This window comes from Amycolatopsis sp., assembly GCF_035276945.1.
In the GTDB taxonomy this organism is placed as follows: domain Bacteria; phylum Actinomycetota; class Actinomycetes; order Mycobacteriales; family Pseudonocardiaceae; genus Amycolatopsis_E.
The window spans coordinates 33,358-46,842 of the sequence record NZ_DATELF010000094.1 but is presented as its reverse complement, the minus strand read 5'-3'; the positions used below and the strand labels follow the sequence as shown (position 1 = coordinate 46,842).

Sequence of the window (13,485 nt, the reverse complement as noted above, 5' to 3'; positions counted from 1 at the left end):
CCGGGCAGGCCTTTGGTCGCATGGCGTCCCGCCGCCACGATCGCAGGGGCGCGCTCTGCTGTCGCCCTGGTCGCCGCGATGATCGCCGGCGCTTCGTCTCCCTTGCTAGGGATGCTGGCTGGACACGGAAACGACTTCGCCGGTCAGATACGACGCGTAGTCGCTGGCGAGGAAGACCATCACGTTGCCGACCTCCCACGGCTGGGCGGCGCGGCCGAACGCCTCGCGCTGCTCGAGTTCGGTGAGCAGTTCGTCGCTGGTGACCTTGGCGAGGAAGGGGTGCCTGGCCAGGCTGGGAGCGACCGCGTTGACCCGGACGCCGTGCTCGGCGGCGTCGAGCGCGGAACAGCGGGTCAGGGCCATGACCCCGGCCTTGGCCGCCGCGTAGTGGGCCTGCCCGGCCTGGGCGCGCCAGCCGATCACGGAGGCGTTGTTGACGATCGCGCCGCCGCCACCCTGCTCGACGAACTGGCGCAGCGCCGCGCGGGTGCAGCGGAAGGTGCCGGTGAGCGTGATGTCGAGGACCCGTGACCATTCCTCGTCGGTCATGTCGAGCACGGATTTCGTGCCGCCCAGGCCGGCGTTGTTGATCACCACGTCGATCCGGCCGAACTGTCCGACGGCCGCGGTGATCAGGCCCCGCACCTGGTCTTCGTCGGTGACGTCGCAGGCGATCGCGTGCACCTTGCCCAGTTCGGCGAGTTCCGCCGCCTTTTCGGCCAGGCGGCGCTCGTGCCAGTCGCTGATGACCACGCTCGCGCCTTCTTCGAGGCACCGCTTGGCGACGGCGGAGCCGATGCCCGTCCCGGCGGCCGCGGTGATCACGACGATCTTGCCCGCGAGCAGGCCGTGACCGGGCGGGTAGGCGGGAATCATTTACGGGCCTCCGGTGTCTTGCGGGACGCCCGCACCCGGTTTCTTCGCGGGGCACCCGCACCCGGGCTGGCCCGCCTGATCGGGACGTCGTCATTATCGATCACGGCGTGCCTCCTTTGGCAGGCCGAGTACGCGCTCGGCGATGATGTCGCGTTCGATCTCGTCGGAGCCGCCGTAGATGGTGTCGGCGCGGGTGAACAAGAACAGCCGTTGCCACTCGTCCAGTTCGGGATCCGCGACAAGCGAAGCGGCGCCCCGGGCCCGGACGGCCAGTTCGCCGAGGCGACGGTGCCACCGCGCCCACAGGAGCTTGCCTACCGCGACTTCGGGACCGGCGTCCTCGCCGAGGGTGCGCAGTGCGTGGGCGCGCAGCACACGCAGCCCGATCGCGGCGCGGTCGAGGTCCTCGCGCAGCGCCGGGTCGCCGATCGTGCCGGTTCGCCTGGCTTCGGCGACGATGCCGTCCAGCTCGCGGCGGAAACCGATCTGCTGGCCCAATGTGGACACTCCGCGCTCGAAGGAGAGCGTGGCCATGGCCACCCGCCACCCATCACCGGGTGCGCCGACCACCAAACCGGTGGGGGTCCGGGCACGGTCGAAAAACACCTCGTCGAACTCGCTGGTCCCGGTCAGCTGGCGGATCGGGTGAACCGTGACGCCTTCCTGTTCCAGCGGCACCAGCAGGTACGAAAGCCCGTGATGTCGTTTCGACCCCGCTTCCGTGCGGGCCAGCACGAAACACCAGTCCGCCACCTGGGCGAGCGACGTCCACACCTTCTGCCCGGTGATCACCCACTCTCCGCCCTCGCGCACCGCCGAGGTCGACACGGCGGCGAGATCGGAGCCGGCACCGGGCTCGGAGTAGCCCTGGCACCACAGTTCTTCGACGGCGACGATCTTCGGCAGGAACCGCGCGCGCTGCTCCGGTGTGCCGAACGCGATCAACGTGGGCCCGAGCAGTTGCTCACCCAGGTGGTTGACCCGTGCCGGGGCGCCCGAGGCCGCGTACTCCTCGTGAAAGACCACCTGCTCGGCCACCGACAGGCCCCGGCCGCCGAACTCGGCCGGCCAGCCGACGCACGTCCACCCCGCCGAGGCCAGGTGCCGCTCCCACGCCAGGCGCAGGTCGAACGCCTCGTGCTCCCGGCCCGGACCGCCCAGCCCCCGCGACCGGGTGAACTCGCCGGTGAAGTTCTCCGCCAGCCAGTCGCGGACTTCGGTCCGGAATCGCTCGAGATCGTTCACTCCCACCTCCGTGCGCTAGCATCCCAATGAGAACACGTTCTAGATTTGGCGTCCAGTGCGGGAGGTGTGCTGACGGTGTCCACGATCCCGGCCGCCATCAGGCAGGCAGCCGAGCGCTTCGGGCGGGCGGAGGCGTTGGTGGACGGCTCCGTCCGGCTCACCTACACCGATTTGTTAGAACACGTTCGGCAGGCCGCGAGGATGTTCGCGGCGGAGGGCGTCCGCCCCGGTGACCGGGTCGCGCTGAACGCGCCGAACAGCCACCAGTGGGTGATCGCCGCGCTGGGCGCCCTGTACGCCGGGGCGGCCATCGTGCCGGTCAACACCCGGTTCACCGGCGTGGAGACGGTCGACCTGCTGCGGCGCAGCCGCGCCCGCGCGCTGGTCGTCGCGGGTGACTTCCTCGGGGTCGACCGGCTGTCCGGGATCCACCGCGCCGTGGGCGAGGACGGGCTGCCCTGCTTGCGGTCGGTGGTGCGCATCGGCGGTCCCGGCGAAGGTGCGCTCGACTGGGAGGACGTCGGCTCGCGCGCGGCGGAAGTACCGCTCGCCGACATCGAGGCGGTGGCCGATGCCGTGTCGCCCGACGACGTCAGCGACATCCTGTTCACCTCCGGCACCACGGGCCGCAGCAAGGGCGTGATGTCGGCGCATCGCCAGGGCCTGGCCGTCGCCGCCGCGTGGGCAGACCGCGGGCAGCTGACCGACGCCGACCGGTACCTGGTGGTCAACCCGTTCTTCCACAGCTTCGGCTACAAAGCCGGAATCCTGGTCTGCCTGCTGACCGGCGCCACGCTCATCCCGCAGGCGGTCTTCGACGTCAAGCGGACCGCCGAGCTGATCGAGAAGGAGCGGGTCTCCGTGCTGCCGGGGGCACCGACGATCTTCCAGACCCTGCTGCGGGAACCGCCCCGCGACTCCTCCTCGCTCCGGTTGGCCGTGACCGGCGCGGCGACGGTGCCCGTGGCCCTGGTCGAGACGATGCGAACCGAACTCGGCTTCGACACCGTGCTGACCGCCTACGGCCTGACCGAGGCCGTGGTGGTCACGATGTGCCGTCCCGGGGACGACGCGGAGATCGTCTCGCGGACCTCCGGACGCGCCACCGCCGGATGCGAGGTCGCCATCCACGGCGAGGAGGTCGTGGTGCGCGGGCCGAACGTGATGCTGGGCTACCTCGACGACCCCGAGGCGACCGCGAAGGCCATCGACGCGGACGGCTGGCTCCACACCGGCGACGTCGGCAGGCTCGACGCCGACGGGAACCTCACCATCACCGACCGGCTCAAGGACATGTACATCAGCGGTGGCTTCAACGTCTATCCCGCCGAAGTCGAACAGGCGCTGTCGCGGCTCGCGGGGGTGCGCGAAGTGGCGGTCGTCGGCGTGCCGGACGAGCGGCTCGGCGAGGTGGGCAAGGCGTTCGTGGTCGGGGACGGCCTGGCCGAAGAGGACGTTTTCGCGTTCTGCGAGGAATGCCTGGCGAACTACAAGCGGCCACGGTCTGTGGCGTTCGTGGACCAGTTGCCCCGCAACGCTTCGGGCAAGGTGGTCAAGCGATTGCTCAAGGAAGAGCATGAAAGGCCCCGTGGCCACAAGCAAAATCTCGGAGGAACGCAGATGACCGTGCTTTATGAACGTCGTGGTCCGGTCGCGCTGGTCACGATGAACCGCCCGGAGTACCGCAACGCGCAGAACTCGGCGATGACCTATGCGCTCGACGACGCGTTCTCCCGGGCGGTCGACGACGTGCAGGTGAAGGTGATCGTGCTCGCGGGCGCGGGCCAGCACTTCTCGGCCGGGCACGACATCGGCACCCCGGACCGTGACGTGGACAAGTCTTTCGACCGGAGGGCGGTGGTGTGGTGGGACCACACCGACAAGGAGGGCGGGAACCAGCGGTTCGCCCGGGAGTCCGAAGTGTACCTGGGGATGTGCCGGCGGTGGCGGGAGATCCCGAAGCCGATGATCGCGAGCGTGCAGGGCGCGTGCATCGCGGGCGGGCTGATGCTGGCCTGGATGTGCGACCTGATCGTGGCCTCGGACGACGCCTTCTTCGCCGATCCCGTGGTACGCATGGGAATTCCCGGCGTCGAGTATTTCGCGCACCCCTGGGTGCTGGGCCCGCGGGCCGCCAGGGAAATCCTGTTCACCGGTGACCGGTTCACCGCGGCGCAGGCGAAGGAATGGGGTATGGTCAACCGGATCGTGCCTCGTGAGGACCTCGAAGACGAAACCTTCGAACTGGCCGGTCGGATCGCGGAAATGCCACCGTTCGGGCTGTCGCTGGCGAAGAAGGCGGTCAACCAGGCCGAGGATCTGATGGGTATGCGATCCGGAATGGACTCGGTGTTCGGGTTGCACCATTTCGCCCACGCGCACAACGCGGAGACTTCGAAGGATTCGCTGGCCGGGGAGTCCGCCCGGTCGATGCGGGACGCGGGGGCGCGCTGATGGATCTCGACATCGACGAATCCTCGGCCGCGTTCCGTGACGAGGTCCGGGAGTGGCTGGCCGGCAACGTACCGCGGCCCGGGTTGCCGTCGATGGACACGGCCGAGGGATTCGCCGCACACCGCGCGTGGGAGGCGAAACTGGCGGACGCGCGGCTTTCGGTGGTGACGTGGCCGCGTGCCTACCACGGGCGGGACGCGTCCTTGTCGCAGTGGGTGCTGTTCGAGGAGGAGTACTACGCGGCGGGCGCGCCGGGCCGGGTGAGCCAGAACGGCATCTTCATGCTCGGGCCGACGCTGTTCGCGCACGGCACGGCCGAGCAACGGGACCGGATCCTCCCGGCGATGGCGCGTGGTGAGCAGGTGTGGGCGCAGGCGTGGTCGGAGCCGGAGGCGGGCAGCGACATCGCCGCGCTGCGCAGCCGGGCGGTGCGCACCGACGGGGGATGGCTGCTGTCCGGGCAGAAGACGTGGAGCTCCCGCGCGGCCTACGCCGATCGCGCGTTCGGCCTCTTCCGGACCGGCCCGGATCAGGACCGGCACGGTGCCGGTGCCGGCAGGCACGGTGGCCTGACCTACTTCATGTTCGACCTGCGCGCGGACGGGGTCACCGTGCGGCCGATCCCGCAACTCGACGGTGAGCCCGGGTTCGCCGAGATCTTCCTCGACGAGGTGTTCGTCCCGGATGCGGACGTGATCGGCGCCGTGGGGGAGGGCTGGAAGGTCGCGATGACCACGGCCAACAACGAGCGCGGCCTGTCGCTGCGCAGTCCCGGCCGGTTCCTGGCCGCCGTCGGGCGCCTCGCCGCTCTGTGGCGGGAAAAAGGCGGGCCCGCGTCGGTCGCCGATCGGGTGGTGGACGCGTGGATCGGGGCGCGCGCCTACCAGCTGTACACCTTCGAAACGGTGACCCGCCTGGCCGCCGGCGGCGAACTGGGGCCGGAGTCCAGTGTGAACAAGCTCTTCTGGTCGCGTTTGGACGTCGAGCTGCACGAGACCGCGCTCGATCTCCTTGGCCCGGAAGGGGAACTGGCCGGACCGTGGACGGACGGTTACCTGTTCTCCCTGGCCGGCCCGATCTACGGCGGGACCGACCAGATCCAGCGCAACACGATCGCCGAGCTGCTGCTGAACCTGCCCAGGGAGAAGCGATGAAATTCGCACTGTCCACCGGGCAGCGGCAGTTCGCCGCGAGCCTGCACGACCTGCTGTCCGGATCGGACACTCCCGCGGTGGTCCGGGCGTGGGGACAGGGCAGGCGCGAGCCGGGCCTGAAGCTGTGGCGCGGCCTGGGAGATCTGGGTGTGCTCGACCTACTCGGGGAACTCGGCGCGGAAGCCGCCGACGTGGTGGTGGCGTTCGAGGCGCTCGGGTATCACGCGGTGCCGGGGCCGCTGGTGGAGTCGGTGGTCGTTGCGCCGCTCCTGCTGCCGGAACCACCCGAGTTCGCGACCGTGCTGGCTCCCGAGGTGCCGCTCGCCTTGGACGCGGACCTCGCGCAGGTGGTGTTGCGGCTGGACGGTCCGGCCGCCGGGCGGGTCGAAGTCGAGAAGGTCGAGCCGGTTTCCTCGATCGATCCGGCCCGGCGGCTGTTCCGGGTGACCGGACGGGACACGCCCGTGCCCGGGGATGCCGCACGGGCCTTCGATTACGCCGTGCTCGCGGTGTCGGCGCAACTGGTCGGAGCGGGACGGCGGTTGCTGGACCTGGCGGTCGCGTACGCGAAGCAGCGCGAGCAGTACGGCCGGCCGATCGGGCAGTACCAGGCGATCAAGCACCTGCTGGCCGACGTGGTGACCCGGCTCGAACTCGCCCGGCCGCTGCTTTACGGCGCGGCGGTCGCGATTCAGGCCGGTGAAGCGACGCGTGACGTGTCGGCGGCGAAGGTCGCTGCGGGAGACGCGGCGTATCTCGCGGCGCGGACGGCTCTACAGGTGCACGGCGCCATCGGGTACACGGCCGAGCACGATCTCGGCCTGTGGCTGACGAAGGTGAGGGCGCTCGCCGGGGCCTGGGGCGGGGCCGCGTTCCACCGGCGGCGGGTGCTCGCGGCCTTGGAGGGGTGATGGGGAACGAGGAAATCCGGGCGCTGCGGGATTCGGTGCGGGGGCTGCTGTCGAAGCGGTCGAACGTCCGGGCGGCGATCGAGACGCCGTTGGGATACGACGACAAGCTCTGGTCGACCCTGTGTGAGCAGATCGGGGTCGCGGCGCTGGCGGTGCCCGAGGAATACGGCGGGTTCGGGGCGGGCCTCGCGGAGGTCGCCGTGGTGCTGGAGGAACTCGGGCGGACACTGACTCCCTCGCCGATGCTGGGCTCGGTGCTGTGCACCTACGCCCTGCTCGCCACCGGCAACCCGGAGGCGTGTGCCCGGCTGTTGCCGTCGATCGCCGATGGGAGCCGGATCGCGGCACTCGCCTGGGCGGGCGAGCAGGGCTGGTCCTCGCCAGGTTGCTCGGCCGCCGGGACGAAGATCCACGGTTCCGCTTGCTACGTGCTGGACGGGGACATCGCGGACGTCCTGCTGGTGCCGGCGAGAACCGGAGACGAGGTGGGGCTGTTCGAGGTCGCCGCTTCCGGCGTGTCCCGGCGCCACACGCCGGGCATGGACCTGACGCGACGGCTCGCCGTGGCCGATTTCCCCGGTGTGTCCGCCGTTCGGCTGGATCGCGGGGGTTTTCCGCTGCGCCGGGTGCACGACCTGGCGCTGGTGGCGCTCTCGGCCGAGCAGGTCGGCGTGGCCGCGCGGGCGCTGGAGCTGACCGTGGACTACACCAAGCAGCGGCGGCAGTTCGGCCGCCCGATCGGATCCTTCCAGGCGCTGAAGCACCGGATGGCCGATGCGTTCGTACGTGTCGAGGCCGCCCGGTCCGCTTCGCACGCCGCGCTGCGGTCGGAGTCCTCTTTGGACGCAGCCGTGGCCAAGGTCGTCTGCTCGGAGGCCGCGGAGTTCGTCACGGCCGAGATGATCCAGCTGCACGGCGGCATCGCGATCACCTGGGAGCACGACGCGCACCTGTACTTCAAACGGGCGCACGGCAGTGCTCAGCTTTTCGGCTCCGTTTCGGAAACGATGGCGGGCGTCGACTGGCTTTCGTAGCGCGTGGCCGCCTCTCGCCGGGTGCGGGCACGCTCCGCGGTGATCTTCTACTCCCGGGTGCACGAAATTCGTCAACGGTTCTTGACGGCGTTACGTTGCGTCGGGTCATACCCTGACGACACGGGAGCCTTTTCAAGGAGGAAAAGACGAGTCGCGCTGATTGCCGCCTGCGCATTCTTCGCGAGCGCCGGCCTGACCACCGGTTCGGTCGCCGCCGCGCCGGCCACGCGCACTGCCACGGATTCGGAAATCTACACCGCACCGGCTTCCGTATCGGCCATATCGGGAACATCGCTGGCATGCGAGCCGGTCACCCTCAGCCAGGTGCCCGGATCGATTCCGATGAAAGTGTGGAAGGTGCGGTACGCGTCCAAGGATGCGGCCGGAAAACCGATCGCGGTCCCCGTCAACCTCGCGGTGCCGACGGCCGCGTGGACCGGCGGCGGCACCCGGCCGGTGATCGCGTTCAATCCGGGCACACTCTGACTCGGCGCGCAATGCGCTTTTTCCAAGCAAGTCGCGGGTGCCTGTCAGGACGAGTACGAGGGCGACCAGATCGCCGCCGCGCTGAAGGCGGGCGCCCGCCGCGCCCGGGTCCGCTCGGCGAGGTCAGGGTCGTCGATCGTTTCCTGGTTTGGAACGGAGGGCGAAACAGTCGCCAGTTCGCCGCCAGCGAAGCGTGATCAGTGACCATCCGCCCGCTCACCCTGACCTGGCAGCTCCCGACCTTGTCCAAAATGCCCGAGTACTGGCGGGCCGCACACGGCGATGCCACGCCGTCCTTGGCGAATCCACTGTCGTCGACCACGTACGCATCCGGTGCGATCGCGCCGGCCGCCCACGATGCCACATTCGCCCGCACCCGCCGGTAAATCCCAGGCGAGGAGGTGACGAACTGCTGCAACCCCCGATGATCCACACCGAGCCGCTCGGCCACGGGCTGCATCGACTCCCGCCCCCCATCGCGGTAGCACAGCATGCGAAGCCCTTGCGTAGGATGTGGATCTTGGTCGATTGCTGCCCTACCAAGGACTTCGCCACGTTCCCGGCAGCGACACCCCGGTGATCAGCCAGCCCCTGACCTACAACCCTTACCCACCAACATATCCAGACCAGGATGAAAACAGCTCACTCTCCGCGGTCCAGAATGCCAGCGCAAGAATCTCAGTGGAGGGCACTGGTCTCGTGTTCGCGGCCGGGTGCACCTCCGGTGTCCACAGTGGCCAGTAGTCCGACTGGAATCGGCGATTCGCCATCCTCGCCATCCTCGCCGGACGGTGACGCATCTTCAGTATCTGGAACGATTCGTCCGATCCGTTCCGACCGAACCGACCCGGCGGGTTCGGATCTTTTCCCGGTGTGTGCGCCAGTTCAGCCGAGTTCGGGGATCCTGTCGGCGTAACGTGCCATCAGTGCCGCGTTGTGTTCGTCGCCGCCCGGGACGTTCGAACTGGTCCACACCGGCAGCGTGACGCCCCGGGTGGTGGCGAGGCGGTCGAGTTCGGCGAGCAGGGTGGACCACAGGTATGCGCCCAGGATCGTGGACACCGCCGACGTCCGGGGCGTGTCCGGCGGGTAGACCACGTCGCCGGGCGGGACGCGGGTGTCGAGGACGACCGTCGCGTGGTCGGCGAGCCGAGTGCCGGAGCGGTCGGTCGCGGTGGCCGAGGCCGCCAGCGAGGTCACCGCGATCACGGGCACTCCCCGGGCCAGCGACTCCTGTGCGACCTCCACCGGGTACGGGTTCCGCCCGCTGGTCGAGAAGACGACCATCGCATCGGGTGGCGCCGGGTTGGCCGACGCGACCGCGGCGCGGCCCCGGCCCGGCTCGCGCTCGGCGACCGAACTGTGCCGCGCGCCGGCGAGGGGCAGGATCGCCGTGTCCCACAGTGGCCGCACCGGCGCGAGCCCGCCCGCACGGTAGAACATCTCGGCCACCATGGCGAGCGAGTGCCCGGCCCCCGCCGCGTGCACGATCCCGTCCGCCTCGACCGTGTCGAGCAGCACGGTGGCCGCACGCTCGATGTCGGCCTGCCGACGGTCCACTTCGTCCAACAGTTCCCGGACGTACTTCCGCATCGAATCCCTCCGACCTCGCGAAACCAGCGGCCGCAACGCTAGGGCCTAACCGAAAACTTGTCCAGACCAATCGCGTCACACGACCGGCGGACGGCAAGCGTAGCCGCGCGCACTCCTCATGCCCGCGTCATCCGGACGGCGAGCCAACGGACACCCGGCACGCACAGGGGGAGCCGGTCGGCGACTCGTCCCACGACCGGCGCAACAGCGGGTCGCCGACCGGTCGCTGGTCGAGTTCGGCGGTGGCCGGCGCGGGAGCCCCGAGATCCGCGGAACGCCTTTCCGCCGGACGAGCCCCCAACTCCACCTCGCCGGACAGGACATGTCGCCAGCGGCGCCCACTCGACCCCGATCACGATCTCCGCGGGATTCCGAACCGGCCGGGCCGCCCGCACCCAGCGCTCCACCAGCCCGTCCGGGCGGCACCACCACGGGTACGCCGTCCAGCGCCACCCGGTCCGATCGGATTCGTCGGCTTCGCATCGTGCCACAAACGGGGGCACAAACGGGGCAGGAAGAGCACCCGGAAGTTGTGCTCCAGTGCGGTGGAGGTTTTAACCTGGAGGCATGGCTGTTCAGCTCAACCACACAATTGTTTCGGCGCACGACAAAAGCGTTTCGGCGAGGTTCATGGCGGGGATTCTCGGCCTGCCGGAGCCGGAGCCGTTCGGGCCGTTTCTGGTCGTCCAGGTGGACAACGACGTGTCGCTGGACTTCCTCGACAGCGACCGGGTCACCAGCCAGCACTACGCGTTCCTGGTCAGCGAAAGTGAGTTCGACGAGATCTTCGGGCGCATCAAGGACCGGGGCCTGGATTACTGGGCCGACCCTTCCCAACGTCGTCCCGCTGAGATCAACACCAACGACGGCGGACGGGGGGTGTATTTCGACGACCCCGACGGGCACAAGCTCGAGATCATCACCCGCCCGTACGGCAGCGGTTCATGACGGGCTCGCTTCGAGGTACTGTCTGGCGAGCCGCTTCGGGGCCTGGGTGAGCCAGGCGTCCAGGACCAGCTCGCCGAGTTCGGCGAACTCGATCTCCTCGAGGCGCACCAGGACCGCCGGATAGCCGTCGAAATGGGGTGTCGTGAAATAGACACCCGGATCGTCGGCGATCAGTGCTTCTTTCACGCCGACGTCGGCGACCCGGACCCCCAGGATGGGCCCGTCCGGCGCGGCGTCACCGAGCGCCTTGTGGTCGGCTCGCGTCAGGGGCCGCTCCCACACGAATCCCTTCTCCTTGACACGCCACTGCATCGAGTCGCGTGAGCGCCGTTCGCTGGTTTCCGGCGGCGCCAGCGCCAGCCGGCGGACATCGTCCCAGGTCGCCACGCCACGACCCTACCGGCCGCCGGGGTGGCCGACCCCTCCGTTGATCACGCGGAGGGCGCGGTGTTGCTGCGAAATGGGCTCGATCGTTAACAGCGCCGGGTGAAATCGCGATGCTCAGCGGCAAAAGGGGGTGATCTCATGACCGCCACTACGGCGGAAAGACGGGTTCGCGAGTTCACCACCCTGGCCAGGACCACCCCGGGAATCCTGGGTGGTTTCGCGGTCGCCCTGGTCGCCGTGGCACTGCTGGCCGGCGCGTTCAGCGGGCTCAGCGTGCAGAGCCGGGCCCAGGCCCTCGACGACCTCGCCACCCGCAGCGGTCCGTTGAGCGTCGCGGCCCAGGAGATCTACCGGTCACTGTCCGACGCCGACGCCACGGCTACCGGCGCGCTCCTGTCCGGTGGGCTCGAACCGGCGGAGACCCGGAAGCGCTACGAAGACGACATCGCGCAGGCCACCACCGCTCTCGCGATTGCGGTGGCGGCGGAGGAACCGGCCGACATCACACCCGGCAGCGCGTTGGCAACGCTTTCCCAGCAGCTTCCCCAGTACGCGGGGGTGGTGGAGACCGCGCGTGCCAACAACCGGCAGGGCCTACCCGTCGGCGGTTCGTACCAGGGTGAGGCCACGCATCTCCTGCGAGCCACCCTGCTGCCCGCGGCCCAGGAGCTGTACCGGGCCGAGGCGGGCCGGGTCGACACGGACCAGGACCGGGCCGGCGCGTTTCCGGTTGTGGAGCTTTTGCTCGGGCTGCTCGTACTCGGCGCGCTCGTGGCCGCGCAGGTCGTCCTGCGCCGCCGGACGAACCGCGTTTTCAACCTGGGCCTGCTCGCGGCGACCGCGGCGGGACTGGTCTGGCTGGTCTGGACGTTGACCGCCGGCTTCGTGGTGATGGCCGACGTCGGCGACAGCCGCACGCAGGGTTCGGCCCAGGTGGATGTTCTGGCGCAGGCCAGGATCTCGACGTTGGCCGCTCGCGCCGACGAGACGCTGACCCTGGTCAACCCCGGCAACGGCAAGTCCTACCAGGACGACTACGTCACCGTCAGCCGGAAGCTCGGCACGCTGCTCGCGACCGCCGGTTCGCTGGCCACGAGCCAGGACGTGCAGGCGAAGATCGACGCGGCGAAGGCCGACAGCACGGCCTGGGCGAACGCGCACGACGCCCTCCGCAAGGCCGACGACGGCGGCGACCATGGCAAGGCGGTCGCACTGGCCCTCGGGGACGCCGGTGCCACCTTCGACCGGGTCGACGCCGACCTGCAGGGCGCGATCGAGCAGACCAGGCAGGCGTTCAGCGCGAACGTGTCCGCCGCCGAAGGCGCGCTGGCCGGGACGGTCGTGGGGGTGTCCGTGCTGGCGGTGCTGGTGGCGGTGGGCTCGGTGGCCGGTATCTGGCGACGACTCAAGGAATACCGATGACCAGGAGAGCAACGGCCGGGCTGCTGGCGGTGTTCGCGTTCGCGCTGGCCGGCTGTGCGCCGGTTTCGGGCACCACCATCCCGCAGGTGTCCGCGGACGTGCCCGCCCCGGCGGGCGCCGCCGAGGTGACCTCGCCACCGCCGGCACCCGTGCAGAGCTGCCCGAACCTGCTGGCCAGCCGGCGCCCCCCCAGCCCGATGCCGGCGCCGGGCCAGATGCCGGCCGGCTCGACCATGGCGAAGATCGTCCAGTACGGCAAGCTGCGCGTCGGTGTCGACCAGAACACCTACAACGTCGGTTTCCGAGACCCGCTCAACGGCCGGATCCAGGGCTTCGACATCGACATGGCGCACGCCATCGCGAAAGCGCTCTTCGGTGACCCGGACAAGATCGAACTGCACGCGATCACCTCCGCGCAACGAATTCCGATGCTGCAGAGCGGCGAAATCGATATCGTGGTGCGAACCATGAGCATCACGTGCGACCGGTTGCAGCAGGTGGACTTCTCGGCCGTCTACTACGACGCCAAGCAGCGGATCCTGGTCAAGACCAACTCGGCCATCCAGGGGGCGGCCGACCTCGGTGGCAAGCGGGTCTGCGCCACCAACGGCTCGACCTCGCTCAGCCGGATCGCCGCGCTGGCCGCCAAACCGGTGGCCATCGGGGTGCCGGACTGGACCGACTGCCTGGTGATGCTGCAGCAGGGCCAGGTGGACGCGGTGTCCACCGACGACGTGATCCTGGCCGGGATGGCCGCGCAGGACCCCTACACCCGGGTGGTCGGCGACCCGCTGGCCGACGAGCCTTACGGGATCGCGATTCCCCAGCACAAAGAGGACTTCGTGCGGTTCGTCAACGGCGTGCTCGCCGAGATCGAGGCCGACGGCACCTGGACCGCCGCCTACCAGCGCTGGTTGGGGAGCCTGCTACCTGGTGCCGCGCCCGCCCCGCCGGCCCCGCAGTACCGGGATTGAT

At 69.7% G+C, this 13,485-nt stretch carries 13 protein-coding genes and 1 pseudogene; 9 read left to right on the top strand and 5 right to left on the bottom strand.

Annotation, left to right across the window (positions count from 1 at the left end; genetic code table 11):
- Positions 1-105 precede the first annotated feature (105 nt).
- Together VJT49_RS15675 and VJT49_RS15670 are read right to left on the bottom strand one after the other, a co-directional pair.
- Positions 106-876 (bottom strand): SDR family oxidoreductase, encoded by a 771-nt coding sequence (locus VJT49_RS15675; protein WP_324165547.1) that lies wholly within the window; start codon positions 874-876, stop codon positions 106-108.
- Between the two features lie 93 nt (positions 877-969).
- Complete coding sequence (locus VJT49_RS15670) at positions 970-2,121, bottom strand: acyl-CoA dehydrogenase family protein (RefSeq protein ID WP_324165546.1); 1,152 nt, start codon at positions 2,119-2,121, stop codon at positions 970-972.
- A gap of 66 nt (positions 2,122-2,187) precedes the next feature.
- Between VJT49_RS15670 and VJT49_RS15665 the strand changes: the two are divergent.
- From VJT49_RS15665 to VJT49_RS15640, 6 genes and pseudogenes are all read left to right on the top strand, one after another.
- Positions 2,188-3,678, top strand: a pseudogene (locus tag VJT49_RS15665) (FadD3 family acyl-CoA ligase); the annotation flags it as partial.
- A 63-nt stretch (positions 3,679-3,741) separates the two neighbouring features.
- Entirely contained in the window at positions 3,742-4,575 is an 834-nt protein-coding gene (locus tag VJT49_RS15660) for an enoyl-CoA hydratase (RefSeq protein ID WP_324165591.1), read from the top strand.
- On the top strand, positions 4,575-5,729 hold the full coding sequence (locus VJT49_RS15655) for an acyl-CoA dehydrogenase family protein (protein WP_324165545.1): 1,155 nt from the start codon (positions 4,575-4,577) through the stop codon (positions 5,727-5,729). The genes VJT49_RS15660 and VJT49_RS15655 overlap by 1 nt, the downstream gene beginning before the upstream one ends.
- Positions 5,726-6,640, top strand: coding sequence for an acyl-CoA dehydrogenase family protein (locus tag VJT49_RS15650; protein WP_324165544.1), 915 nt, complete (start codon positions 5,726-5,728; stop codon positions 6,638-6,640). The genes VJT49_RS15655 and VJT49_RS15650 overlap by 4 nt, the downstream gene beginning before the upstream one ends.
- On the top strand, positions 6,640-7,674 hold the full coding sequence (locus tag VJT49_RS15645) for an acyl-CoA dehydrogenase family protein (RefSeq protein ID WP_324165543.1): 1,035 nt from the start codon (positions 6,640-6,642) through the stop codon (positions 7,672-7,674). Before VJT49_RS15650 ends, VJT49_RS15645 begins: the two co-directional genes overlap by 1 nt.
- Positions 7,675-7,713: 39 nt before the next feature.
- Entirely contained in the window at positions 7,714-8,160 is a 447-nt protein-coding gene (locus VJT49_RS15640) for a hypothetical protein (protein WP_324165542.1), read from the top strand.
- Here VJT49_RS15640 and VJT49_RS35270 read toward each other — a convergent pair.
- Positions 8,141-8,620, bottom strand: a complete 480-nt coding sequence (locus VJT49_RS35270) for a transposase (RefSeq protein WP_422652937.1) — start codon at positions 8,618-8,620, stop codon at positions 8,141-8,143. The genes VJT49_RS15640 and VJT49_RS35270 overlap by 20 nt on opposite strands.
- A 425-nt stretch (positions 8,621-9,045) precedes the next feature.
- Positions 9,046-9,753, bottom strand: coding sequence for an SIS domain-containing protein (locus VJT49_RS15635; protein ID WP_324165541.1), 708 nt, complete (start codon positions 9,751-9,753; stop codon positions 9,046-9,048).
- A 567-nt stretch (positions 9,754-10,320) separates the two neighbouring features.
- Here VJT49_RS15635 and VJT49_RS15630 point away from each other — a divergent pair.
- Positions 10,321-10,701 (top strand): VOC family protein, encoded by a 381-nt coding sequence (locus tag VJT49_RS15630; RefSeq protein ID WP_324165540.1) that lies wholly within the window; start codon positions 10,321-10,323, stop codon positions 10,699-10,701.
- Here VJT49_RS15630 and VJT49_RS15625 read toward each other — a convergent pair.
- On the bottom strand, positions 10,696-11,088 hold the full coding sequence (locus tag VJT49_RS15625; RefSeq protein WP_324165539.1) for an MmcQ/YjbR family DNA-binding protein: 393 nt from the start codon (positions 11,086-11,088) through the stop codon (positions 10,696-10,698). The genes VJT49_RS15630 and VJT49_RS15625 overlap by 6 nt on opposite strands.
- A gap of 138 nt (positions 11,089-11,226) precedes the next feature.
- On the opposite strand from VJT49_RS15625, the gene VJT49_RS15620 reads away from it, so the two are divergent.
- Complete coding sequence (locus VJT49_RS15620; protein WP_324165538.1) at positions 11,227-12,510, top strand: hypothetical protein; 1,284 nt, start codon at positions 11,227-11,229, stop codon at positions 12,508-12,510.
- Positions 12,507-13,484, top strand: a complete 978-nt coding sequence (locus VJT49_RS15615; RefSeq protein ID WP_324165537.1) for a glutamate ABC transporter substrate-binding protein — start codon at positions 12,507-12,509, stop codon at positions 13,482-13,484. Before VJT49_RS15620 ends, VJT49_RS15615 begins: the two co-directional genes overlap by 4 nt.
- The last annotated feature ends 1 nt before the right edge of the window (position 13,485 follow it).